At 59.2% G+C, this 24,921-nt stretch carries 22 protein-coding genes and 1 pseudogene; 2 read left to right on the forward strand and 21 right to left on the reverse strand.

Features of this window, described 5'->3' with window-relative positions:
• Positions 1–56 precede the first annotated feature (56 nt).
• From cmoB to plsB, 8 genes and pseudogenes are all read right to left on the reverse strand, one after another.
• A complete protein-coding gene (gene cmoB, locus J3D54_RS14145; protein ID WP_253419123.1) occupies positions 57–1,013 on the reverse strand; it encodes a tRNA 5-methoxyuridine(34)/uridine 5-oxyacetic acid(34) synthase CmoB in 957 nt (318 codons plus the stop codon).
• A complete protein-coding gene (gene cmoA, locus J3D54_RS14150) occupies positions 1,010–1,789 on the reverse strand; it encodes a carboxy-S-adenosyl-L-methionine synthase CmoA (RefSeq protein ID WP_253419125.1) in 780 nt (259 codons plus the stop codon). Before cmoA ends, cmoB begins: the two co-directional genes overlap by 4 nt.
• 216 nt (positions 1,790–2,005) lie before the next feature.
• Entirely contained in the window at positions 2,006–2,641 is a 636-nt protein-coding gene (locus tag J3D54_RS14155) for a lysoplasmalogenase (RefSeq protein ID WP_253419127.1), read from the reverse strand.
• A 2-nt stretch (positions 2,642–2,643) separates the two neighbouring features.
• Positions 2,644–3,036 carry a protease inhibitor I42 family protein gene (locus J3D54_RS14160; RefSeq protein ID WP_253419129.1) on the reverse strand — a complete coding sequence of 131 codons (393 nt, stop codon included), beginning with the start codon at positions 3,034–3,036 and terminating at the stop codon, positions 2,644–2,646.
• Between the two features lie 176 nt (positions 3,037–3,212).
• A complete protein-coding gene (locus J3D54_RS14165; protein ID WP_253419131.1) occupies positions 3,213–3,902 on the reverse strand; it encodes a DUF4197 domain-containing protein in 690 nt (229 codons plus the stop codon).
• 37 nt (positions 3,903–3,939) lie between these two features.
• Positions 3,940–4,337: pseudogene (locus J3D54_RS14170) on the reverse strand (YbaY family lipoprotein).
• Between the two features lie 50 nt (positions 4,338–4,387).
• Positions 4,388–5,074, reverse strand: a complete 687-nt coding sequence (locus J3D54_RS14175; RefSeq protein ID WP_253419134.1) for a hypothetical protein — start codon at positions 5,072–5,074, stop codon at positions 4,388–4,390.
• Positions 5,075–5,172: 98 nt separating this feature from the next.
• Positions 5,173–7,671, reverse strand: a complete 2,499-nt coding sequence (plsB, locus tag J3D54_RS14180) for a glycerol-3-phosphate 1-O-acyltransferase PlsB (RefSeq protein ID WP_253419137.1) — start codon at positions 7,669–7,671, stop codon at positions 5,173–5,175.
• A gap of 165 nt (positions 7,672–7,836) precedes the next feature.
• Here plsB and J3D54_RS14185 point away from each other — a divergent pair, with 165 nt between their 5' ends.
• Positions 7,837–8,046, forward strand: a complete 210-nt coding sequence (locus J3D54_RS14185; protein WP_007964248.1) for a cold-shock protein — start codon at positions 7,837–7,839, stop codon at positions 8,044–8,046.
• A gap of 136 nt (positions 8,047–8,182) precedes the next feature.
• Here J3D54_RS14185 and J3D54_RS14190 read toward each other — a convergent pair whose 3' ends face one another.
• The 4 genes from J3D54_RS14190 to J3D54_RS14205 all read right to left on the reverse strand — a co-directional run bounded on the left by J3D54_RS14190 (position 8,183) and on the right by J3D54_RS14205 (position 13,414).
• Entirely contained in the window at positions 8,183–8,560 is a 378-nt protein-coding gene (locus J3D54_RS14190; protein WP_253419140.1) for a hypothetical protein, read from the reverse strand.
• A gap of 92 nt (positions 8,561–8,652) precedes the next feature.
• A complete protein-coding gene (locus J3D54_RS14195; RefSeq protein ID WP_253419143.1) occupies positions 8,653–9,462 on the reverse strand; it encodes a putative RNA methyltransferase in 810 nt (269 codons plus the stop codon).
• Positions 9,462–10,613 (reverse strand): succinyl-diaminopimelate desuccinylase, encoded by a 1,152-nt coding sequence (gene dapE / locus J3D54_RS14200; protein WP_028939204.1) that lies wholly within the window; start codon positions 10,611–10,613, stop codon positions 9,462–9,464. The genes J3D54_RS14195 and dapE overlap by 1 nt, the downstream gene beginning before the upstream one ends.
• Positions 10,614–10,822: 209 nt before the next feature.
• Complete coding sequence (locus tag J3D54_RS14205; RefSeq protein ID WP_253419146.1) at positions 10,823–13,414, reverse strand: glycosyltransferase; 2,592 nt, start codon at positions 13,412–13,414, stop codon at positions 10,823–10,825.
• Between the two features lie 281 nt (positions 13,415–13,695).
• On the opposite strand from J3D54_RS14205, the gene tcdA reads away from it, so the two are divergent.
• On the forward strand, positions 13,696–14,514 hold the full coding sequence (tcdA, locus tag J3D54_RS14210) for a tRNA cyclic N6-threonylcarbamoyladenosine(37) synthase TcdA (protein WP_253419149.1): 819 nt from the start codon (positions 13,696–13,698) through the stop codon (positions 14,512–14,514).
• A 128-nt stretch (positions 14,515–14,642) separates the two neighbouring features.
• Here the strand turns inward: tcdA and J3D54_RS14215 are convergent, their stop codons facing one another.
• From J3D54_RS14215 to map, 9 genes are all read right to left on the reverse strand, one after another.
• Positions 14,643–15,047: a SufE family protein gene (locus J3D54_RS14215; protein WP_253419153.1), complete on the reverse strand. Its 405-nt coding sequence runs from the start codon at positions 15,045–15,047 to the stop codon at positions 14,643–14,645.
• Positions 15,044–16,249, reverse strand: coding sequence for an aminotransferase class V-fold PLP-dependent enzyme (locus J3D54_RS14220; protein ID WP_253419155.1), 1,206 nt, complete (start codon positions 16,247–16,249; stop codon positions 15,044–15,046). The genes J3D54_RS14215 and J3D54_RS14220 overlap by 4 nt, the downstream gene beginning before the upstream one ends.
• A gap of 143 nt (positions 16,250–16,392) precedes the next feature.
• Positions 16,393–17,427: a 2,3,4,5-tetrahydropyridine-2,6-dicarboxylate N-succinyltransferase gene (gene dapD / locus J3D54_RS14225; RefSeq protein ID WP_253419159.1), complete on the reverse strand. Its 1,035-nt coding sequence runs from the start codon at positions 17,425–17,427 to the stop codon at positions 16,393–16,395.
• A gap of 33 nt (positions 17,428–17,460) precedes the next feature.
• The gene (locus J3D54_RS14230; protein ID WP_301293349.1) at positions 17,461–17,823 is read right to left on the reverse strand and encodes an ArsC family reductase; all 363 of its coding nucleotides are present in this window, start codon (positions 17,821–17,823) and stop codon (positions 17,461–17,463) included.
• Between the two features lie 316 nt (positions 17,824–18,139).
• Entirely contained in the window at positions 18,140–18,979 is an 840-nt protein-coding gene (locus tag J3D54_RS14235) for a hypothetical protein (RefSeq protein ID WP_367399610.1), read from the reverse strand.
• Positions 18,948–19,682: a M12 family metallopeptidase gene (locus J3D54_RS14240; RefSeq protein ID WP_253419162.1), complete on the reverse strand. Its 735-nt coding sequence runs from the start codon at positions 19,680–19,682 to the stop codon at positions 18,948–18,950. Before J3D54_RS14240 ends, J3D54_RS14235 begins: the two co-directional genes overlap by 32 nt.
• Positions 19,683–19,830: 148 nt before the next feature.
• On the reverse strand, positions 19,831–21,030 hold the full coding sequence (dapC, locus tag J3D54_RS14245; protein WP_253419165.1) for a succinyldiaminopimelate transaminase: 1,200 nt from the start codon (positions 21,028–21,030) through the stop codon (positions 19,831–19,833).
• 215 nt (positions 21,031–21,245) lie between these two features.
• Positions 21,246–23,948 carry a [protein-PII] uridylyltransferase gene (locus J3D54_RS14250; protein ID WP_253419168.1) on the reverse strand — a complete coding sequence of 901 codons (2,703 nt, stop codon included), beginning with the start codon at positions 23,946–23,948 and terminating at the stop codon, positions 21,246–21,248.
• A gap of 45 nt (positions 23,949–23,993) precedes the next feature.
• Positions 23,994–24,776 (reverse strand): type I methionyl aminopeptidase, encoded by a 783-nt coding sequence (gene map, locus J3D54_RS14255; RefSeq protein ID WP_018927020.1) that lies wholly within the window; start codon positions 24,774–24,776, stop codon positions 23,994–23,996.
• Positions 24,777–24,921 lie beyond the last annotated feature (145 nt).

Genomic DNA, 24,921 nt, shown 5'->3' on the forward strand with positions numbered 1-24,921 from the left:
GCGGCGACCCGACTTGCCGCTCCCACAGGGGATCTCGGTGTTTGGGGGATTGGGGCTTACTTGCGAGCAACAATCACCGCGCGCATCGGCGCCGGCAGCCCTTCAACCGTTTTGCTGTGATCATCCGGATCAAGGAAATCGCTCAACGACTGATACTTCATCCACTCCGTCCCGCGTTGTTCCTCGACCGTGGTCATGCTCACATCCACGCAACGCACATCGTTGAACCCGGCGCGACGCAGCCACAGTTCCAGCGCCGGCACCGACGGCAGAAACCAGACATTACGCATCTGTGCGTAACGGTCTTCCGGCACCAATACCTGCTGCTGATCGCCTTCGATCACCAGCGTCTCCAGCACCAGTTCACCACCCCTGACCAGGCAATCCTTCAGCGCCAGCAAATGCTCGATCGGTGAACGGCGGTGGTAAAACACGCCCATGGAAAACACCGTGTCGAACCCTTCCAGATTCGGCGGCAGGTCTTCGAAAGGGAATGGCAGGTGCCAGGCATTCGGTTCTGACAGGTAACGCTGTACGGCCTGGAACTGGCAGAAAAACAGCCAGTTCGGATCGACACCAATCACGCTGTCGGCACCGGCGCCGAGCATGCGCCACATGTAATAGCCGTTGCCGCAACCGACATCAAGGATACGCTTGCCTCTCAAGTCCAGGTGCGGAGCGACGCGAGACCACTTCCAGTCCGAGCGCCATTCGGTGTCGACATGCACGCCGAACAGGTCAAACGGCCCTTTACGCCAAGGTGACAAGCCCATCAGCGCGGTGCGCATTTGCGCGCGGGTTTCGTCGTTGCAATCGGTGTCCAGCTTCAAGCCGTTCAACAAGTCGACTTCGCTCGGCTGGATCTTCGGTAACGCATCCAGGGCGCTCTGCCAGCGCTCCAGGTCGCCGTGACCTTTTTCCATTTTCTTGTCGAGTTGCACTTGCAGGGTGTTGGCCCAGTCGGCCAGCGGAGTACCGGCCAGACGGCGGGCAAGGGGGGACAAATCAATCATGGCAAGGCAATCAACGAGGCAAAGTTAAGACACTGGAACCACGGCACGACTTTCGAGAACCCGGCGGCCAGCAGGCGTTCGCGGTGTTCTTCGAGGCTGTCGGGCTTCATGACATTTTCGATGGCGCTGCGCTTCTGGGCGATTTCCAGTTCGCTGTAGCCGTTGGCGCGTTTGAAGGCTACGTGCAGCTCAGTGAGCAGCGCGTGGTCTTCGGGATCGTTGAAGCGCAGCTTCTCCGAAAGAATCAGCGCGCCACCGGGCAGCAACGATTGGCGGATGCGCGCGAGCAGCGCGGTGCGCTGGTCCGGGGCGATGAATTGCAGGGTGAAGTTCAGCGCCACCACCGAGGCCGGCTGGAATTCCAGGGCAAGGATGTCGCCTTCGATCACTTCCACCGGCAGCAACTCCTGGAACATCGAGTCCTGGCCGTTGAGGTATTCGCGGCAACGCTCAACCATGGCCGCAGAGTTATCCACAGCGATCACCCGGCAGCCGTCGGTGCGCACGTGACGGCGCAAGGCCTGGGTCACGGCGCCCAAAGACGAGCCCAAATCGTAGAGCACACTGTTCGGCTGGGCGAATTGCGCAGCGAGCACGCCGAGGTTTTCAACGATGGTCGGATAACCCGGCACCGAGCGCTTGATCATGTCCGGGAACACCCGCACCACGTCCTCGTTAAAGGCGAAGTCAGGCACCTGGGCCAAAGGCTGGGCGAAAAGGCGATCGGATTCTTTGCTCACGGCGGTTCCAGCGGTATAGGTGGAAAAGGCCGGCATTTTAGCCAACTTGACGCGGGGATGCGCGGGTTGTCTGATAAACCGCCGGACTAACCTCGGTTAACGGAGAGACATGCTGTTGTGGCGAGGGAGCTTGCTCCCGCTCGGCTGCGCAGCAGTCGTCATCCAGTAAGTGGGTTTTGTCTGGGAAGTTGGTGTCGCCTGGGTTGGGTCTGCTTCGCAGCCCAGCGGGAGCGAGCTCCCTCGCCACAGGATTCAGCGCGGTTTCTGGGTGAACGCCGACGCCGCAATCCCCCATTGCCCCAGCCAGTAACTCAGAATGATCACATAAGGCGCGGCATGAAATGGCATCACAAACCGGTTAATGCCAATCACGCTGTCAGAAAGCACAAACGCCACCGCGCCCGCCGCCGCCAGCAGCGCCGAGCGTTTGGGCACGTCGGTGCCGAGTCGGGCCAGGGCGCGCCAGAGCATGGCGCTGATGGCCAGGCCGTAGACGATCACCGGGATCAGCAGCGGCCCCAAGCCATTGGAAATCAGAATCCCCAGCAGCACGGCACCCACGCCGAAGGCAAGGATCAGCGGCAACACAGCCAGACGCCGGCAATCGCTCAAATAAGCCTTCAGATACGCCAGATGCGCGAGCAAAAACGCTCCAAGTCCAAACACGAACAAGTCTTGCGGCCATGCCAGCAACACGTCGCCGACCAAGGAGAAAATCAAACCCAGGCTGATCCAGCGCCGATATTCGCTGGGCGGTGCATCGTGCAACCAGCCGAGCAGGGCCAGCACTGGCATCGGTTTGACCAGCAGGCAGAGCAGCGCGGCATGCACGCTCAAGCCATACACAAAGGTCACCGCGCCCATCAACGCCAGAATCAGCCAGCCCACGATCAGTTAACCGCGATGGCGCAGTCGAAGGTTTGCACGGCGGGTACTTCCGGTGCCCACGGTTGTGAGTAAGTCAGTCGCAGGCGGCCAGTACCGTTGGCGAAGGCCTGGAAACGCCAGGTTGAAATGCCGGCACTGCCGATGATTCCGGCGTCTTCCGGATTGCTGTAAACCTCGGGGCTGAGCGCGCGCAACACGCCACCGGCTGAATCCTGAATCGCCCAGCGGTAACCCGTGGTCGGGTTGCTTGGCAGCGTCAGGATCAGGGTTTGCCCGTTGTGCAGTTTCGCCGGACATTCGCTTTGTTTTTCCACGGTCAGGTTCTGTTTCGGTTGCGAGGCGCAAGCGCTCAGCAGAGCAAGGGCGAGGGGGACAAACAGGCGAGTGGGGGACATAAGATCAGCGGCTCCAGCGTTCACGACGAACGGCGAGCATAACTGAAGATGAGACAAATTGTGACGGTGCCGGCGGTCTGACTCTTTCTGGGAGCGAGCTGCTCGCGATGCACACAACGCGGTCGTTCAGATAGACCGCGTTGACTCCTTCGCGAGCAAGCCCGCTGCCAGCGGGTTTAGAGTGTGCCGAAGACTTTCTTCGCCAAATTGGTCGCCGCTGCCGCAGGGTTCTTGCGAATGGTTTCTTCCTGTTTGCCAATCATCTCGAACAACCCGTTCAACGCCTGTTCGGTCACGTAGCTTTCGATGTTGGCATTTTTCGCATCCAGCACACCCAGCGTTGCGGCTTGCCCGGCGAACGCGTTGTATTGCTGAGCCAAACCCACCTGGTCGGTGGCTTGCTTGACGATCGGCAAGAACTTGATGCGGATCTGTTCGCGGCTGGTTTTGCTCAGGTACTGAGTGGCCGAATCCTGGCCGCCGCTGAGAATCCCCTTGGCATCTTCCACGGTCATCTTCTTCACCGCATTCACCAGAATCGGCTGAGCTTGCGTTACCGCCGCTTCAGCTGCCTTGTTCATGCTGGTTTCCAGTTGATCGACCTGGTCGCCCATGCCGAACTGTTTCATTTTCTTGGCGACCTTACCCAGTTTTCCCGGCAGTTCGATTTTCACGTCCGGGTTGTTGCTGAAACCGCCGGGCGTGCCAAGTTGCTTGACGGCCAGTTGTGCGCCTTGGGTCAGTGCGTCCTTGAGGCCGCCGCTGGCGTCTTGTTGCGACAGGTCAGTGAGTGACAGTGCCAGGGCATTAGCGCAAATCATCAAGCCTGCGCACAGGCCGGCGAAGCGAAGGGTAGGGCGCAACATGGCGGCTTCCTTGTGAAAAAAAGTTCAGAAAAGACAGTTAACGGACGGCATCGACGCGGATTTTCAGTGGCTGTGGATCTTTGCCATCCAGTTTTACGGCGTGATGTTCAGTGGAGATGAACATCAATTTGCCGTCCACGTCGATCCGCGCGCTGACCGAATAACGATGGCGGGTTTGACCTGGGCCGGATCGTAGCTCAAATGAAACGGCAGCGGCACCTGGCCCTTGACCGGACCTTTCTGTGCATCGAGCACCACCGCCGGCGCGTCGGCCAGGGACACGTCCTGCAGGCTGATGCTCAGGGTCGCGTCAGGTGGCAGGGCGATGCGTTGCAGGTAGAACACTTCGCCGTCAAGGCTGACTTTGGTGGCCGGTGTAGTTGACTGGCAGGCGCTCAACAAAGTGGCAGCCGCAAGAACAGAAATTTTTTTCATCGCAACCTCTAAGGCTTGAGCATCGGAAGAAGCCCGGCGCTCAAGGAAATCTAGCGGATTTTGGCAATAGTGTCAGTGAGCAAACGTAATGGCGCATCTAGCCGCTGATTGAGCGTGTGCAATAGGCGCGAACTTGCCGGTTGTAGTGTCGGTAAAAGCTCGATGGGGCCTGGAGATACGGAGATGTGTTGGTGGTATCTGTTTTCAATCCCGCTCAGTGCATAGAGCTTTCCGGGGACGACATCGTCTGGGTCATATTTCAAATAAAATGAAGTTGCAGTTTGTTCATCGTGTGTGACGCGCACCAGCTCAACTCCAGGGTTGCCGGTTTCATGCAGGCTGACGGTTACCGCTTGCTCTGTGGCTACGGCCTCCGCTTCTTGTACTTCAACATACAAATACCCGATCGGACTCAAGTGCAGGGTGTGGTGAGAGGGCGCGTGATTGACGATCACGAAGTAGTCCTGCTCCAGCAGCAACGGCTGTTGGTTATGGAGCATCTGTATGTTGATCCGGTACTTGACGCTGATACCCGGATAGTGGTGCGCAAATGAAAAACTAAACGGGCCATCAGTAATCGAAGGGTATCGCCAGTCTTTGACGTTAATCGGTTGTTTGGTATTAGCGACCTGGATGTCGATAACTGTTTCATTTTCGCCGTCGAGGGGCGGAACAAAGTCAGGTGGCAAACTAAAGATTAGAGTGATGTTTGGGGTTTCTTCGTTCAATAGGCTCATCTCGATATCCTTATCGCGATTATTTAAAAGTAGCCTATTAATTCACGAATCAACTAACCGGAAAACATCTCCGTGTTCCGGTTAGTTGTCTGAAAGTTTCACGCTTCAGGCATGACCGCCGTTTCTGCCGCATCCTCACTGCGATGCAGTGCCACCTGACGGATCGACAAGCGAATCTCCGCCGGCAGCACCCGTTTGGCGGCGCCTTCGGCCAGTTCGCCGAGCAGTTCGTGATAGCTCAGCTTGCCGGCTTCGTCGCGGCGCAGCACGTCGAGGTCGAGCATCGTCTGGATGAAGTGCCGGAACAGGCTCTTGTCGAAGAACTCCGGGGCATTCAGCCCGTGCAGGATCGACAGGCGCTGGGCCATGACGGTGCACAGGTCTTCCAGTTCTTCGGCGCTGATGCTGTTCTGGCCGCTGTTGAGCAACAGGGAAACAGTCATGTAGAAGCGCTGCAAGGTCTGGGCGATGCTTTTGGATAGCAGCGTCAGCAGCACGAAATGCCGCGAACTCGGCGCCGGGCGCAGGTATACGTCTTTCTCGAAACGCAGCAGGCCTTGCTCGACGAAGGCTTCGAGCCACTGATCGATCACGCCATCGAGCTCGTCCAGCGTCCAGCGAATGAACAGCTCCGATTGCAAGTACGGATACAGCGCACGGGTGTAGCGCAGGATCTGCTCGCGGCTCATGCGCGACGCACTCTGGAAGAAACTCGCCAGCAGCGACGGCAACGCGAAAATGTGCAGCACGTTGTTGCGGTAGTAGGTCATCAGGACGGCGTTCTGTTCGTCCAGGTACAGAATCTTGCCCAGTGCATCACTCTGCTCAGACAGCAGGTCCATGTCTTTCACATGCTCGATCAGCGCGCGGCCGTCACCGTCCGGCAGGGTGGTGTGTGGCGAATAAGGAACCTTGCGCAACAGCGCCAGATACAAATCCAGCACCCGCGCCATGGCCCGATCGTCCAGCGCCAGGCGGCTGGTGGACAGTAACGCCAGGGCTACCAGATTCACCGGGTTGATCGCCGCCGCTTCGTTCAGATGCTGCGCGACTTTCTCGCCGAGGCGGTTGGTGGTTTCGTTGAGCCAGGCCGGTTTGAATTGCGGGCCGAGTGCCTGTTGGCGCCAGTCGGGCTGTTCGCTGTCGAGGAACTCCGCCAGTTTGATCGGCTCACCGAAGTTCACCGCGACCTGACCGAAACGCTGTTTGAGCGCGCCGATGACTTTGAAGATGTCGAAGATCGATTCTTTCTTCTTGCTCGCGCCACGCAATTCGCCGAGGTAGGTGCGGCCTTCCAGCACGCGCTCGTAACCGATGTACACCGGCACGAACACGATCGGCATGCGCGACGAACGCAGGAAGCTACGCAACGTGATCGCGAGCATCCCGGTTTTCGGTTGCAGCATGCGCCCGGTGCGCGAACGGCCGCCTTCGACGAAGTACTCGACCGGGAAGCCTTTGGTGAACAGGGTGTGCAGGTATTCGTTGAACACCGAGGTATAGAGCGGGTTGCCCTTGAAGGTGCGGCGCATGAAGAACGCACCGCCGCGCCGCAGCAGGCTGCCGATCACCGGCATGTTGAGGTTGATCCCGGCGGCGATGTGCGGCGGGGTCAGGCCGTTGCGGAACAGCAAATAGGACAGCAGCAAATAGTCGATGTGGCTGCGGTGGCACGGCACATAGATCACTTCGTGACCCTGGGCGACCTTCTGCACGCCTTCGATGTGGTTGACCTTGATCCCGTCGTAGATCTTGTTCCAGAACCAGCTCAGCACCACTTCCAGAAAGCGGATGGCGGTGTAGGTGTAGTCCGAGGCGATCTCGTTGCCATAGCGCAAGGCCTGGGCCTTGGCTTTTTCCGCGGAAATGTTCTCGCGCTCGGCTTCGTCGAGGATCGCTTGCTTGACCAGCGGCTGATTGAGCAGGCCTTTGACCAGATTGCGCCGGTGGGAAATGTCCGGGCCGATCACCGCGGCTTTCAGATTGCGGAAGTGCACCCGCAGAATCCGCTGGGCCATGCGCACAGTGCGCTCGTGGCCCTTGTTGTGTTCGATCAGTTCGCGCAGATGGATCGGTGCCGAGAACTGCACCCGGGTCTTGCGCCCCAGCACGATGATGCTCAGCAACCGGCGCAACCGCCCGGTGACCGCCCAGCTGTCGGCGAACAGCAGTTTCCACGGGCTCGATTCGCTGTCTGGCGACTGGCCCCAGAACACGCTGACCGGAATGATCTGCGCGTCTTCGACGGCGTTTTGGCTCAGGGCGCTGACCAGGCGGGTCAGGGTCGGCGGCGCACCGCGTTTGTCCTGGCGGCCGAGCCAGTCGGGCTCCGGTGTCAGGTAAAAGAACGCGGCGGGCTCCAGCAGCGCACCCACCGATACCGGCAGCACCGGGCGGGGCAGGCCGGCCTTGCTGCATTCGGTATCGACCACGGCAAGGTCGGTCAGTGAGGGATTTTGCAGGACGTAGAACACTGGCCGGCTGCGGTCGAGGTTAAGGGTGAACGACGACTGGTTGATCGTCTCCGAGCGAACCCAGAGGTACAGCAGTCGGCGCAGGGTGCCAAACACAAGACGGCGGAACGGGGAACGGGTCATACGGCTTCTGCGTGAGTGAATAAAACCGAGCAGTTGCTCGGGCGGTCGATAGTGTGCCGTATTCGCTGAAAATCGGCAAAAAAGCTGCTAAGTAAACTTGAGTTGAGAGTTTTTGCGTCTGTCATATACTCGGCCATTCAAAATAAAAAGAAGGGGTACCGAGACATGGCAACGCGCGAAACCGGCAATGTGAAGTGGTTCAACGACGCCAAGGGTTATGGCTTCATTCAACGCGAGGACGGGGTGGACGTGTTCGTACACTACCGCGCGATCCGCGGCGAAGGGCATCGCTCGCTGACTGAAGGTCAGCAGGTTGAGTATGCGGTGGTGACTGGCGAGAAGGGTTTGCAGGCTGAGGATGTGGTGGGGCTGTAAACCCAACCCTTCAGATCACACACCACCCTGTGGGAGCGTGGCTTGCCCGCGATAACGGCGGCACATCCAACAATGATGTGGCTGACAAATCGCAATCGCGGGCAAGCCCGCTCCCACAGGTTCGTTGTACGGCTTTTTATGCGGTTTTCCAGGTGATCTCTTCTTCACCATCGACGCTGATGCGAATCCAGCGATCTGCCGTTTCCTCACCTTCTTCCTCGACCCAACTACCCGGCGCACAACGCACTTCGACGTTGAGCGCGGCAAATGCGGCGCGGGCGCAGGCGATGTCGTCTTCCCACGGGGTCTGGTCGCTTTCCAGGTACAGGCTGTTCCATTTGCCGACGGCTTTGGGCAGCCAGGTCACTGGCACGTTACCGGCCTTGCATTTGTAGGTCTGGCCTTTCTGAACCCAGTCGGTGCACGGGCCTAAAGCGGCGCCGAGCCAGGCTGCGATGGCTTTGTGATCGACGTCGGCGTCTTTCAGGTAAATCTCGATGTCCGGTTGGCGCATGGATGTCCTCACTGCGGGTCTGAAAAATCCATTCGCGGATTTAGCCGGCCTTGAGCCTTTACTCAAGACCAAAAATTTAAGTTGCTCTCTAACTACTGCAGAACGAAATAATCGTAGCGCATCGAAACGGTGACCTCGAACGGTTCCACTTGTTCGATGACCGCTGCCCGGCGTTCGGCACTGGCGCGCCAGCCGTGAGGTGTCATCGCCAAGAGGTTCGCGCGATCCTGACCATTGACCAGCGTCAGTTTGAACTCCAGGGTTTCGCTATGTTGCAACGCCATGCCTTCCGGCACCAACGCCAAGTGCTTGTCGTCGGTGTACTCACGCACTTCATCGTACAGCCGCTCACGTAATTCCATCAGATGGCCGCTGGTCGGCCCGACTTTCATCAAGCCGCCACCGGGGCTGAGCAGGCGTTTGGCTTCTTCCCAATCCAGCGGGCTGAACACGCTGGCCAGAAACTGGCAGCTGCCCGAGGCCAACGGCACCCGGGCCATGCTGGCGATCAACCAGGTCAGCGCGGGGTTGCGTTTGCAGGCGCGTTTGACCGCTTCCCGGGAAATGTCCAGGGCATAGCCATCGGCGTTGGGCAAGGCTTCGGCGATTTGCGCGGTGTAGTAACCCTCGCCACAGCCGATGTCCAGCCAGCGCTGGGGCGCATAACCGGCCGCCAGTTCCGCCAGACGCTTGGCCACCGGCGCGTAATGGCCGGCGTTCAGAAAGTCGCGACGGGCCTCGACCATTGCCTGGTTATCCCCAGGGTCACGGCTGTTCTTGTGCTGCACCGGCAGCAGGTTCAGGTAACCCTGCCGCGCGCGGTCGAAACGATGCCCGGCGGGGCAGGCCACGCCGTTGTCCACCGCGTTCAGCGGTTCGCTGCAGATCGGGCAGGCGAGCATCAGGCGAGCAACTTGATCAGGGTCTGGTAGTAGATTTCGGTCAGCACGTCGAGGTCCGCCGCCAGTACACGTTCGTTGACCTGGTGGATCGTCGCGTTGACCGGGCCCAGCTCAACCACTTGGGTGCCCATGGTCGCGATGAAGCGCCCATCGGAAGTGCCGCCGCTGGTGGAGGCCTTGGTGTCACGACCGGTGATGTCCTTGATGCTCGCCGACACCGCGTCGAGCAGCGCGCCCGGCTCGGTGAGGAACGGCAGACCGGACAGCGCCCAGTCGATGTGCCAGTCCAGGCCATGCTTGTCGAGAATGTCGGCGACGCGCTTTTGCAGGCCTTCGACGGTGGACTCGGTGGAGAAGCGGAAGTTGAACACCGCCACCAGATCACCCGGAATCACGTTGGTCGCGCCGGTGCCGGAATTGACGTTGGAGATCTGGAAACTGGTCGGCGGGAAGAAATCGTTGCCATGGTCCCAGTGCTCGGCGGCAAGTTCGGCCAGCGCCGGGGCGGCGAGGTGGATCGGGTTCTTCGCCAGGTGCGGATACGCCACGTGGCCCTGCACGCCGCGCACGGTCAATTTAGCACCGAGGGAACCGCGACGGCCGTTCTTGACCACATCACCCACCAGCGTGGTGCTCGACGGCTCACCGACGATGCACCAGTCCAGACGTTCCTTGCGGGCGGCAAGGCGTTCGACCACAGCCTTGGTGCCGTGGTGCGCCGGACCTTCTTCGTCGCTGGTGATCAGGAACGCGACCTTGCCCTTGTGATCCGGATAGTCGGCGACGAAACGCTCGGCTGCCACGGTCATGGACGCAAGGCTGCCTTTCATGTCTGCCGCGCCACGGCCGCAGAGCATGCCGTGTTCGTCGATCACCGCGTTGAACGGATCGATCTGCCAGGCAGCCACCGGACCTGTCGGCACCACGTCGGTGTGACCGGCGAAGCACAGCACCGGGCCGTCGTGTTTGCCGTGGGTCGCCCAGAAGTTATCCACATCTTCGATGCGCATCGGTTCCAGCATAAAACCGGCATCGCCCAGGCGCTGCATCATCTGCTTCTGGCAATCGGCGTCGACCGGCGTCACGGATGGACGACGGATCAGGTCGATGGCGAGTTGAAGGGTCGGCGAAAGGTCGGCGTGGGCCGTCATGGAAAACTCCAGAAGCTGTAAATGTGGGAGTGAGCCTGCTCGCGATGAACGATGACACGGTCCGTATGACAAACCTCATCGCCTGCATCGCGAGCAGGCTCGCTCCCACAGGTATTGGGTCAGGCTATTGGGCGCAAGGCCTGCAAAATGGCGGTTATCTTAAAGCAAAACGGCGGCCATTGGCCGCCGTTTAGTGCATCTGTGTTGATTTAGACCGCAGGCAGAGGCGCAGCTTCTACCGAAGGTTTGGGCAGCGACGACAGGAACGCCATGATCAGCGCCGCCAGGTACGGCAGCGACTGCACCAGCAACATGGTCACCCAGAAGCGCATGTCGTTGCTCGGCAGGCCTTGCACCAGGAAGATCCCCAGCGCCGCGCCCCACAACAGCAGCATGATGAACACCTCTTCGCGAGCCTCCGAAATCGCCACCCAGAAGCCGTGGTTATCGGCATTCTTCGGTGTACGGAAGAACGGAATGCTGCTGGTGAAGAAGCCGTACAGCACCGCTTTGGCGATGGTGTGCGATAACGCCAGCCCGGCCAGTGCGGCACAGAAGGCGTCTTTCAGGTTGACCCCGACCGCGCGGCGGTACAGGAAGATGATCTTGCCCACCTTGAACACGAACAGCGCCAATGGCGGGATCGCGAAAATCAGCAGCGGTGGATCGACCCGTTGCGGCACGATGATCATCGCCGCCGACCACAACAGTGCGCCGACGGTGAAGAAGATGTTCATGCCATCCGCCACCCACGGCAGCCAGCCCGCGAGGAAGTGGTAACGCTGGCCACGGGTCAGCTCGGTGTCTTTGCCGCGCAGCAGGCTGGCGGTGTGACGCTTGATGATCTGAATCGCGCCGTAGGCCCAGCGGAAACGCTGTTTTTTGAAGTCGATAAAGGTATCGGGCATCAGGCCTTTGCCGTAGCTGTCGTGGTAATACGCTGCCGACAGACCTTTTTCGAACACGCGCAGACCCAACTCGGCGTCTTCACAGATGCACCAGTCGGCCCAGCCCAGTTCTTCGAGTACCGAGCGCCGGGTCATGGTCATGGTGCCGTGCTGGATGATCGCGTCACGGTCGTTGCGGGTGACCATGCCGATATGGAAGAAGCCTTTGTATTCCGCATAGCAGAGCTTCTTGAAGGTACTTTCGTTCTGGTCGCGATAATCCTGGGGCGACTGCACCACGGCGATTTTCGGGTCGGCGAAGTGCGGCACCATGTGCTTGAGCCAGTTCGGGTCGACGCAGTAGTCCGAGTCGATCACCGCAATCACTTCGGCATCTTTGGCGGTGTGTGGAATCAGGTAATTCAGTGCGCCACCCTTGAAACCAGCCAACGGTGCGACGTGGAAGAACTTGAAGCGTGGGCCAAGAGTTTCGCAATAATCACGCACCGGTTCCCAGACCGCCGGGTCCTTGGTGTTGTTGTCGATGATCAGGACTTCGAAGTCCGGATAGTCGAGGTTGGCCAGAGCATTGAGGGTCTGTTTGACCATCTCCGGCGGCTCGTTGTAGCACGGCACGTGAATCGACACCTTCGGTCGGTAGTCTGAATCGCCCACCACTGGCAGGAATTCACGCCGGCGTTTGTGGGTCCAGACCGCTTCGGCCAGTTCATGGGCTTCCGTCAGCAGAACGATAAACACCCCGAGTGCACCGAGGGCGAGCAGGAAACCCACCGTCAAGCTGAACCAGGTGCTGTATTGCTGGCTGTAGTCGTAACCGATCCACACCAGTACCGAACCGCACAGGAACGCGATAAAGGTCAGGAAGGTACGACCACGTTGGCGCAGGGCCGAGCCGTCGATCATCAGCAAGGTCAGGGACAGCAGGGCCAACACGGCCGAGCCGATCGCCAGCACACGCCATTGCGGGATCGCTACCACCGGGCCTTCAAAGTTGAATTTCTGCTGGCGCGCGGCGTTGAACACGCCCCAGTACGCGCCTACCGAGCCTTCGTCAGTGGCCTTCCACGGCTGGTCAAACGCTTCGATCACGAAGTAGTTGAAGCCTTGGCGGTTGAGCTTGTTGACCAGTGTGCGCAAGTAAATTGCCTGGTCCGCCGGCGACGCATCGGCGCCACCGCGCATGCGGCCGTTGCTCGGCCAGCCGACTTCGGAGAGCAGCAACGGTTTTTTCGGGAACATCTTTTTCAGGTCACGGGCGCGGTCGAGAACGAACTGACCGGCCTTGTCCACTGGGATGAACTCCCAGTAGGGCAGAACGTGAGCCGCGATCAGGTCGACGTGCTTGGCCAGTTCCGGGTGTTCTTCCCAGACGTGCCACTGTTCAGAGGTTGTGACCGGCACCTTAACGGCCGCACGCACGCGATCCAGGATCACGCTCAGCTCGGCAGCGGTGATTTCCTTACGGAAGATCGCCTCGTTACCGACTACGACGCGAACCACACTGCGGGAGGTGTTGGCCAGTTCGATGGCGCGCAGGATCTCGCGCTCGTTGCGTTCCTGGTCCGGGCTGATCCAGATCCCCAGGGTCACCCGCAGGCCGAATTCTTCCGCCAGTTTGGGGATATCCTCCAGCGTGCCGTCGACCGAGTAGGTCCGGATGTTGTCCGTCAGCTTGCTCATGATCTCCAGGTCGCGACGCATTTCATCGTCGGTCGGATACTGGTCTTTCTGTGGGTACTGGCCTTGTTGAAACGGCGAGTACGAGAAGCCAGAGATCTGTTCAGGCCAGTTGGGGGCGGTGACCGGGCGATTGATCAGCGCCCAGAAGCCGGTAAACAAGGCTGCGATGGCGAGCACCACGACCAGGTTGAGTCCAAATTTACGCGATGACATAGCTTTTTCAGGTTCCAAAGGCTGTGGAACGAAGGAACGGTTGGCGGCCGGCTGCCAGGTGGCAGGGGCGCGCATCCTACACTGGAGGTTCTCTGACCGTACAGCGAACAGGGAAACGCCCGACATTGGGCAATCCAGGTCGACTTAAGTTCTTTGACCTGAGCGTTGTAGTCCAATTCCGATCAATTTTTTGTCAATTAAAGCAGTCGACACCGCCGTTCATAGTGCAAAGATGCTCTTGGCCGCCGACAGCCCTATAATGCGCGCCGGTTTTTGGGGTAATGGTCATGAGTACAGAAGATCCACGGTTTGCTGGCATCGCCCGTTTGTATGGCATCGACGGCCTTGAGCGCCTGCGCGCGGCCCATGTCGCGATCGTCGGCATCGGCGGCGTCGGTTCCTGGGCGGCGGAAGCCGTTGCCCGGTGTGGCGTGGGCGAGATTTCGCTGTTCGACCTGGACGACGTCTGCGTCAGCAACGTCAACCGTCAGCTGCATGCACTGGACAACACCGTCGGCAAGCCCAAGGTCGAGGTGATGGCTGAGCGCCTGCGCGGGATCAACCCGGACTGCACGGTGCATGCGGTGGCGGACTTCGTCACCCGCGAAACCATGGCCGAATACATCACGCCGAACATTGATTGCGTGATCGATTGCATCGACAGCGTCAACGCCAAGGCGGCGCTGATCGCCTGGTGCAAGCGGCGCAAGATCCAGATCATTACCACCGGCGGTGCGGGCGGGCAGATCGACCCGACGCTGATCCAGGTCTGCGACCTGAATCGCACATTCAACGATCCGCTGGCATCGAAAGTGCGCTCTACATTGCGCCGCGACTACGGCTTCTCCCGCACCGTGACCCGTCACTACAGCGTGCCGTGCGTGTTTTCCACCGAGCAACTGCGCTACCCGAAACCCGATGGCAGCATTTGCCTGCAGAAGAGTTTTGTCGGGGATGGCGTGAAGCTCGACTGTGCCGGGGGCTTTGGCGCGGTGATGATGGTGACGGCGACGTTCGGCATGGTCGCGGCAACCAAGGCTGTGGATAAAATTGTGGCTGGGGTGCGGCGTCCGGCGGATCGGGTCAAACCTCAGGCTTGATCAGAGTGGCTGATGGCCTCTTCGCGGGCAAGCCCGCTCCCACAGTGATCTATGCCGGATGCGGGGCGCGGGGGCAATTCAATTCCTGTGGGAGCGGGCTTGCCCGCGATGGCTGCGCAGCAGCCCCTTTAATTGGCCAACTCACGCATCCGCTGTAAAACAGCATTCAAGCCATTGCTACGGGATTGGGATAACTGGCGACCCAGCCCCAGCTGATTAAACCAATCCGCCAAATCCACTTGCCGCAACTCAACCGCCGACAACCCATTGACCCGCGCCAGCAGCAACGCCACCAACCCGCGAATCAACCGCGCATCGCTGCTGGCGCAGAACTGCCAATGCCCGTCCTGCAACGTGCCGACCAGCCAGACCTGGCTTTCACAGCCATGCACGCGGTTGGACTCGACTTTATCCACATCGCTCAACGCTGGCAGACGGTCGCCCCACTGCATCAGCAATCGCGCCCGTTGTTCCCAGCTCGCCGCCTTCTGAAAAGTGTCCAGAGCCGTGACGGCATCGGCGGGCAAGGTCATCGCAACAACTCCAGGGCCTGATCCAGCGCTTCAAAAAAGCGCTCAAGGTCTTCGGAGTCGTTGTACAACGCCAACGACACCCGAATCGCCCCGGCCAGTTCAAAGCTCTTGAACAACGGCATGGCGCAATGATGACCGGCGCGCACGGCGATGCCCTGTTCGGTCAGCAAATGCGCCAGATCAGCGTTATGCACACCCTCGACGACAAAACTGGCCAGCGCCAGTTGCGGTTTGCCCAGCAGGCGAATGCCGTTGCGCGCTTCCAGGCCTTTGAGTAAATAGTCATGCAGCGCCGCTTCGTGGGCGGACACGGCGTCCTGATCCAGCCCGGTCAGGTAGTCCAGCGTTGCGCCCAGACCGATCACACTGGCGATCGGTGGCGTTCCGGCCTCGAACCCCAGCGGTGCGGGACGAAAGCGTGCGTCGTGGTAATTGGCATCCAGCACCATTTCGCCGCCGAACTGCCAGGGTCGCAATTGCGGGAGCACTTCATTACGCCCGAACAGCGCCCCCAGGCCATCGGGGCCGTAGAGCTTGTGGCTGGAAAACACATAGAAGTCGCAACCCAGTGCCTGCACGTCGTGCCGGCCATGGACCACGCCTTGGGCGCCGTCGACCACGGTCAACGCATTGTGTGCCTTGGCCATCGCCAACAGCGCGGGCAACGGTTGCCAGGCGCCGAGCACGTTGGACAGCTGACTGACCGCTAGCAGGCGTGTACGCGGGCCGATCAGGCGAGCGGCGGCCTCCAGATCAATCAAACCATCGACATCCAGCGGCAGGATCACCAGTTTCAGGTCGCGACGGTGGGCCAGTTGCTGCCACGGCAACAGGTTGGCGTGATGCTCCAGAGCGCTGATGACAATTTCATCGCCCGGATTGAAAAGGTGTTCCAGGCCATAGGCCAGGAGGTTCAGCGCGGAGGTTGCACCGTGGGTAAAGATAATCTGCCCGCAATCGCCGGCATTGAGCCATTGCGCAACTTTGCGGCGGCTGTCCTCGAACGCCTGGGTGGCATGGGCGCCGGGCAAGTGTTGCGCCCGATGCACGTTAGCCGCGCCGTTGGCGTAGTAATGCGCCAGGGCGTCCAGCAGGGCTTGAGGTTTTTGTGTGGTGGCGGCGTTGTCCAGATAGGTCTGGTCTTGCCGTTGCAGTGCGGCGATGGCCGGAAAATCGGCGCGCCAGGGAGAAGGAATCATCATGGTGTTCGGCCCTGGTGACATGGGCGGGGGGAACGCCTGACCTGTAGGAGCGAGGCTTGCCCGCGAAGGCGTCATCACTGGCGCTAAAAGCTTCGCGGGCAAGCCTCGCTCCTACAAGATCAGGTGATCGTTTGACGCTCTGCTTAGTTGTGAGCGTGCAGCGCTTCGTTCAGTTCGATAGCCGATTTGTGGGTTTTGCACTCCACGGCACCGGTCTCTGAATTGCGGCGGAACAACAGGTCAGGTTGACCAGCCAGTTCACGGGCTTTAACCACTTTGACCAGTTTGTTGTGCTCATCCAGCAGCGCGACCTTGGTACCGGCCGTTACGTACAGGCCCGACTCAACGGTATTGCGATCGCCCAACGGGATACCGATACCGGCGTTGGCGCCGATCAGGCAGCCTTCGCCAACCTTGATCACGATGTTACCGCCGCCCGACAGGGTGCCCATGGTCGAGCAGCCGCCGCCCAAGTCCGAACCCTTGCCGACGAACACGCCAGCCGATACACGGCCTTCGATCATGCCCGGGCCTTCGGTGCCGGCGTTGAAGTTGACGAAACCTTCGTGCATCACGGTGGTGCCTTCGCCCAAATAAGCGCCGAGGCGAATACGTGCCGCGTCAGCGATGCGCACGCCGGCCGGTACCACGTAGTCGGTCATTTTCGGGAACTTGTCCACCGAGAACACTTCCAGCAACTCGCCACGCAGACGGGCTTCCAGTTGATGCTCAGCCAGTTCGGACAGGTCGATCGCACCCTGGCTGGTCCAGGCTACGTTCGGCAGCAACGGGAAGATCCCGGCCAGGTTCAGGCCGTGCGGCTTGACCAGACGGTGGGACAGCAGGTGCAGCTTGAGGTAAGCCTCAGGCGTGGAGGTCAGTTGCGCGTCTTCGGCCAGCAGTGTGGCAACCAGCGGCTTGTGGCTCTCGGCCAGACGGGTCAGCAGCGCTGCTTGTGCAGCGTCGACGCCTTTCAGCGCTTCAGCCAGTTGCGACGCCTGGGCGGTGCTGAAAGCGATGGCCTGATTGCCTTCGGTGTAGCCCAGAACCGGCGCAATGGCAGCGACCAGTTCGGCTGACGGGTTGAGCAGTGGCTGCGCGTAAAACACTTCCAGCCATGCGCCTTGACGGTTTTGAGTGCCGACACCAAAGGCCAGGCTGAACAGGGTAGTGGACATGTTGATACCTCTAACAAAATGGAACGGGCTGCCTTACTTGAGTGCCGCCGCGTAGATATCTGGCTTGAAGCCAATCAGGGTTCTGTCACCGAGATCGAGCACCGGGCGCTTGATCATCGAAGGTTGTGCGAGCATCAGTTCGATGGCTTTCGGCTGATCGAGATCGGCTTTGCGTTCGTCGTCGAGCTTGCGAAAGGTCGTGCCTGCACGGTTCAACACCACTTGCCAGCCGTGCTCGTCGCACCATTGGTTCAGGTGTTCACGGTCGATTCCGACCGCTTTGTAATCATGAAAGTCATAGCTGACAGCGTGTTCATCGAGCCAGGTGCGCGCCTTTTTCATGGTGTCGCAGGCTTTGATGCCGAAAAGGTGCAACGTTTTGCTTGAAACGGTCAAGGAATTGCCCCCTTTACAGGTGCTGGAAATTGAAGGTGAGGGATTATGCCATGACCCTTCAGTTAAAACCCAAAACCCTGTGGGAGCGAGCATGCTTGCGATGGCGAGATAACATCGGTTGCCTGGGAACCCGCGCTTTATGCAAGCCGGCTGCACCATGCTGATGCTGGTCGGCGTTTCACGCCTGATCGAACGACTTGAGCCGCCATCACCAGATTGGCGATGGCGTGCTGCGGGAAATGCAGGGGAAACTTAATTTAGGCGAGGCCTGTCTGGGGCAGGTCAAGTAACGGCACGCTGTGAAAAATCGGCTGACTCACTCGCTTTCGGGATACGGATAAGCCTTGGCCATAAAGGCTTTGTCTTTTTCGCTGAGAACAAAGTTATGGCGGATCTCGAAGTCACCGTGGGTCCATTGCTGACGGATCGGATAGTGCATGACCGACAGCGGGTCATAGGGTGAGAAATTGACCTCGCTTGCATCAAGCAGATTGAAGTAACGATCGTCAACGGCACGCCGTTGACGATTGTTTTCGTCAGCGTCTTCGGGTACGCCATGCGCTGCGTAGACAGCCTGCTTGTTCCAGGGAATGTTCGCCTCGGGATGCAGGTGTTCATGTTCGGCGCCCAATGCATGGCCAAACTCGTGCATGACATAGTGGTTGAACGTTGGAAGATGGAGCATCCAGTCCCCGATCACCATGGTAGGCCCCTTATCCGTCAACAATGCGTCTGTCCCGATGTTGGACCAGTAGGTTGCGGGCTCGGTGCGAATTCGGATATCACCTTCTTCGCCTTCGACGAAGTCGAACTTGAGGTTGATATGAGGCAGCCAGTGACTGGCCGCTGCCTTGACGCCGTCCTTGAACGCTTGATTGCCATTCAAAAACGCAATGCGCAATGTGCGGCCTGGCGCCCAGAATTTGGTGTGTCGGGCCACTGCCAGGGCCACTGCCCCTTTTGTCCGATCAGAAGAAACGCTTTGGTTCGCTGGGTTTTCAGTTATTGCCACGTTATATGAGGCAATCGGGTCTACCGATAGTTCGGCAAAGCATTGAGGTAAATCATTCATGTTTAAACTTCCGTGTTTGCTTGGTTTAAAGGGTGAGCAGCATGCGCTGAAATCAATAGTTGTTTTTTGGGTAGAACTCGCCAACCGATGTTATGTCTTGTTCGCTAAGTTCCGTGTAGGTGCCTACTTCCCAGATGCCATCCGTAAACTCCTTGTCTACGGGGTAGTGCATAATCGACGTTTTGTCGTAGGGCGCGATTCGCAAGCTGTCTGTTCCTTTGGGTGTGAACAATTGATCATCAACCAGTTCTTTAGTCCAGCCAAATTGCGCCGCATACGCTTTATAAACTTTAGGCTTGTTCCATGGGATATTGGCGTGGGGGTGCTGGTGCTCGTGCTCCAGGCCCAGTGCGTGTCCGAACTCATGCAGCACCGTCACCTTGAAGTCTGGGTCTGAAGGTTTAAGGCCGATATACATTGTCGGTTCCCCTGCTTCGACGGTCAGGGCGTCAGTGCCGATGGAGGAGCCGTTCAGCGTCGTGTTTGTCGAGATTCTGATGTCCGCGTTGGCGTCCTTGGACACTCCGAAGATAAGACTGACATGAGGATCCCATTGCCAGATAAGCTGTTCGATGGCGTCCTGCAATGCTGTAGGCGGATTGTCGACGAAAGATATTGTAAGCCATCGATGTTCAGGCCATAACTTTGTATGGCTTGCGACAGCGTTAATAGAGAACTCGCCGGGGCTGCGTTTAGGTGCGTTGTTTGGGTTTACTTTGATTGCTGCTTCATAAGAGGCTTCTTCGCTGGCAGGCTTAAGCGTTATGCACGATGATAGTTTGCGCATTTAAAACGTCCTTGTTTTAGGTGATAGGGTCTAATGTTTTTAATGTGGGACGATATTATTATTAATTTTCGAGTGGATCAAAGTTGTATTTGAGGCGGGCTGTTGCAGCCAAGACGCCCCCTCATTGCAAGGGGGCGCTATTACAGTCTTATTGTCGACGTTTGATAAAGGCGCGAATACGTTCGGCGGCCTCTACACATTCAGCCAGCGGCGCGACCAGTGCCATGCGCACGCGTCCGGTGCCCGGATTGAAACCATCAACTTCACGGGAAAGATAAGAGCCCGGCACCACGGTCACATGCTCTTGCTCGAACAGATCCCGGCAGAACGCCGCGTCGTCGCCTTCAACGTTTGGCCACAGGTAGAAGCCGCCATCCGGGCGCTGCACGTCCATTACCGGGCCAAGGATTTCCAGCACGGCATCGTATTTCTCGCGATACAGCGCACGGTTGGCGCGTACATGCACTTCGTCATTCCATGCCGCGACGCTGGCCAATTGGGTTTGTACCGGCATCGCGCAACCGTGGTAAGTGCGATACAGCAGGAAACCCTTGAGGATGTCTGCATCACCGGCCACAAAGCCTGAACGCAGGCCAGGCAGGTTGGAGCGCTTGGACAGGCTATGAAACACCACGCAACGCTTGAAGTCTTTGCGACCCAGTTCCACACAGGCGCTGAGCAGACCGGGTGGCGGGGTTTGTTCATCGAAGTACAGTTCGCTGTAGCACTCGTCGGCGGCGATTACGAAGTCGTATTCGTCGGCCAGGGCGATCAGCTTTTTCAGGGTTTCAACCGGGATCAGCGCGCCGGTCGGGTTGCCCGGCGAGCACAGGAACAGGATCTGGCAGTGTTTCCAGATGTCTGGCGAAACAGCGTCGAAATCCGGGTTGAAGCCGTTTTCATCCAGGCATGGCAGGTAATGCGGCTTGGCTCCGGCCAGGAACGCCGCGCCTTCGTAGATCTGATAGAACGGGTTCGGGCTGACCACCAGCGCGTCTTCACCACGGTTGACCACGGTCTGGGTGAATGCGAACAACGCTTCGCGGGTGCCGTTGACCGGCAGCACGTTGCGCGCGGGGTCGAGCCAGCCATTTGGAACGCTGAAACGGCGTTCGCACCATGCGGCGATCGCTTCACGCAGGGCCGGGATGCCGAGGGTGGTCGGGTACACGGCCATCTGATCCAGATTGCTTGCCAGGGCTTCGGCGACAAAGCTTGGCGAGCGATGCTTCGGTTCGCCGATGGACAGCGCGATGGCGCGTTTGTCCGGGTTTGGCGTGACGCTGCCGAGCAGGGCGCGGAGCTTTTCGAACGGGTAGGGCTGCAACTGGTTCAGAGCGTTGTTCATGGGGGCCTCGTTCAAAGTGGGAGGACTAATGTGGTGCAGGGGGCTTGTTGTGGTGAGGGGGCTTGCCCCCGTTCGGCTGCGCAGCAGTCGTAAAACCATTGTATGCGGTATACCTGAAACACCGCGGCAGCAGGTTTTGGGGCCGCTTCGCAGCCCAACGGGGGCAAGCCCCCTCGCCACAACAAGCCCCCTCCCACAGGAGGGGAATTGTTGATTCAGATGCTGATGTGCGAATGTTTGATATGGGGTTCCAGGTTGACGCTCAGCTGCTTGACGATTGCATCCTGCAAACGGCTGCACAGCAACGGATCGGAAAGCGGCTGATTGTTTGCGTCGGTGATGAAGAACACGTCTTCTACGCGCTCGCCCAAGGTGGCGATCTTGGCGTTCTGCAGCGACAGGTCGAACTCGAGGAAGATCGTGCCGATTCGCGCCAGCAACCCAGGACGGTCGGGTGCACTGAGTTCCAGCACGGTCACCGGACGCTGGGCATCGTTGTGGATCGTCACCTGTGGCGCAAAGGCAAAATGTTTGAGCTGACGCGGCACCCGACGCTGGATAATCGTTGGGTAGTTGTCCGGATTGCGCAGGGCTTCGGTCAGGCCTTCACGAATCTGCTTGACCCGCGCCGGGTTGTCGCCGATCGAGTCGCCATCGGTGTCGAGCACAATATAGGTGTCGAGGGTGAACTGGCTGCTGGAGGTGATGACCCGGGCGTCGTGAATGTTCAGGTTGAGCTGGTCCATCGCCGCCACGGTCACGGCGAAGAAGTCGTGTTGGTCCGGCGCATAAATGAAGATCTGCGTACCGCCCTCGAACTCGCGCTGGGTAGTTTCCTTGATCAGCACCAGCGGGCCGCCGTCGGCCGGCTGCTGCAAAATTGCATCAGTGTGCCAGGCCACATCGCCGGCGGTATGACGCAAGAAGTAGTCATCGCCCAGTTGTGCCCACAACTGCTCGACGTCGTCCGGGTCGGTGCCGCCGCGTACCAGAATGTCCAACGCAGCGCTTTGGGTCTGGCGGATCTGCTCTTCGCGATCCACCGGGTTTTCCAGGCCGCGACGCAAGGCACGCTTGGTCTCGGTGTAGAGCTGGCGCAACAGACTCGCGCGCCATGAATTCCACAGCGTCGGGTTGGTGGCGTTGATGTCGGCTACGGTCAGCACGTACAGATAATCGAGGCGGGTTTCATCGCCGACAATCTGTGCGAAATCGTGGATCACGTGTGGGTCGGACAAGTCCTTGCGCTGGGCGGTGGTCGACATCACCAGGTGGTTTTGCACCAGCCAGACGATCAGGCGGCTGTCCCAGATCGGCAACTGATGGCGCTGGCAAAAGGCTTCGGCATCCACTGCGCCAATTTCCGAGTGATCGCCATACCGGCCCTTGCCGATGTCGTGGTACAGGCCGGCCAGGTAAATCAACTCCGGCTTGGGCAGTTTGGCCATGAGCTTGCTGGCCAGCGGGAATTTTTCCGACACTTGGGTGTACTGCAACTTACGCAGGTGCTTGATCAGGTTCAGGGTGTGCGCATCGACCGTATAGATGTGAAACAGGTCGTGCTGCATTTGCCCGACAATAAAGCCGAACTCCGGCAGATAACGCCCAAGAATCCCGTAACGATTCATCCGCCGCAGGTTGCGGTGGACGCCGATCTTGCACTTGAACAATTCGATGAACAGGCTGGTATTGCGAATATCGTTGCGGAAGTCGTCGTCGATCAAATGACGGTACTCGCGCAGCAGGCGGATGGTGTCGGCGCGTACGCCTTTGATTTCCGGCTGCTGGGCCATCAGCACGAAGATTTCGAGCATGGCGAAGGGCGTGCGACGGAACACATTGTTGTTGCGCGCCTCGATGTAGCCGTCGTGCAGCTGGAATCGCGAGTTGATCGGTTGTGGCGGTGCTTCGTCTTCGGGGGCCAGGATCACTTCTTCGAAGTGCTGGATGATCAGGTCGCTGAGCTGGGCAATGCTCATGACCACCCGGTAGTACTGCTGCATGAAATTTTCGATGGCGTGCTTGGCGTCATTGCCGACGAAACCCAGCAGCCCGGCAATCGTGCGCTGGTGATCGAACAGCAGACGATCTTCGGCGCGGCCGGCGAGCATGTGTAGTGCGTAACGCACTTTCCACAGAAATTCCTGGGACGAAGCCAGCAGGGCATTCTCACTTTCCACCAGGAAACCTTCGCCCGCCAGGGCTCGCAGGTTCAGCGTGCCGTACTCACGACGGGCGACCCACAAAATCGTCTGAATATCCCGCAGGCCGCCGGGCGAGCCTTTGACGTTGGGTTCCAGGTTGTACTCGGTGTCGTTGTACTTGTGGTGACGGGCTTTCTGCTCGGCGCGCTTGGCCAGGAAGAACTCCTTGCTGGGCCACATGTGCGCGGTGCTGGTCACGTCGAGCATGCGCTGGCGCAGGCGTTCGGGGCCGGCAATGGTGCGGCTTTCCATCAGGTTGGTGATCACCGTCAGGTCGGCGCGGGCTTCCTCGGCGCATTCGTCCACCGAGCGAACGCTCTGACCGACTTCCAGGCCGATGTCCCACAGCAACGTCAGAAAACGCTCGATGGAATCGCGGAAAATTTCGTGATCGGCGCCATCCAGCAGGATCAGCAGGTCGATGTCGGAGTAGGGGTGCAACTCGCCACGACCGTAGCCGCCGACCGCGACCAGTGCGATGTCGGCTTCGGAACTCAAGCTGAACTGTTCCCAGGCCTTTTGCAGGATGTTATCGACGAACCAGGCACGATCCTCGATCAACCGGCGAATCTCCCGGCCGCTGCGAAACCGCTCGTCGAGCACTTCGCGGGCCTGACGGATCGCCTTCTTGAAAGCAGCGATAGGGCTTGCCTTCAGGGCCAGTTCAGCCTGGAACTGGCCGCGGTCGAAGAGTTCGGGATCCACCTGCGGCATCGATTGGCTTTCCTTTCTATAAGGCTGGGAACGGAGCGGGCGGGATCAGGCCGAAACGCGCGGGATGGTGTCGTCGCTGCGCAGGGTGAAGATCTCGTAGCCGGTATCGGTCACCAGCAGGGTGTGTTCCCATTGCGCCGACAACTTGCGGTCCTTGGTGATCGCGGTCCAGCCATCGCCCAGCACCTTGGTGTCGGCTTTGCCCTGGTTGATCATCGGCTCGATGGTGAAGGTCATGCCGGCTTTCAGTTCCATGCCGGTGCCGGCGCGGCCGTAGTGCAGGATCTGTGGTTCTTCGTGGAACACCTTGCCGATGCCATGGCCGCAGAACTCGCGAACCACCGAGAAACCGTTTTTTTCAGCGTGTTTCTGGATGACTTCGCCGATGTCACCCAGGCGGCAGCCAGGCTTGACCAGTTCGATGGCCTTGTACATGCATTCCTGAGTCACCTGGGACAGACGCTCGGCCCAGACCGGCACGGTGCCGACGTGGAACATGCGGCTGGTGTCGCCGTGGTAGCCGTCCTTGATGACGGTGACGTCGATGTTCAGCGTGTCGCCATCCTTCAACGGTTTCTCGTTCGGGATGCCGTGGCAGACCACGTGGTTGATCGAGGTGCAGATCGACTTGGGGAAGCCCTTGTAGTTGAGCGGGGCAGGGATGGCTTTCTGCTCGTTGACGATGTAGTCGTGGCAGATGCGGTCCAGTTCTTCGGTGGTGACGCCCGGTTTGACATAATCGGCAATCATTTCCAGCACATCGGCGGCCAATTTGCCGGCGATCCGCATTTTTGCGATGTCCTCTGGGGTTTTGAGGGTGACGGTCATACAGGCTCTCTCTGCGCTCAATGGCGCCTTCTAAAACGAAATGGGCACTGCGCGAACGATTGTCGCGGCCCTGAAAAACGCGATTCTACCAGACGATCAGGGCAAATCTGAGCTTCTGTGCATCGCTTCTCTCTATAGGATGGCG

Source organism: Pseudomonas sp. GGS8 (assembly GCF_024168645.1).
Lineage (GTDB): Bacteria > Pseudomonadota > Gammaproteobacteria > Pseudomonadales > Pseudomonadaceae > Aquipseudomonas.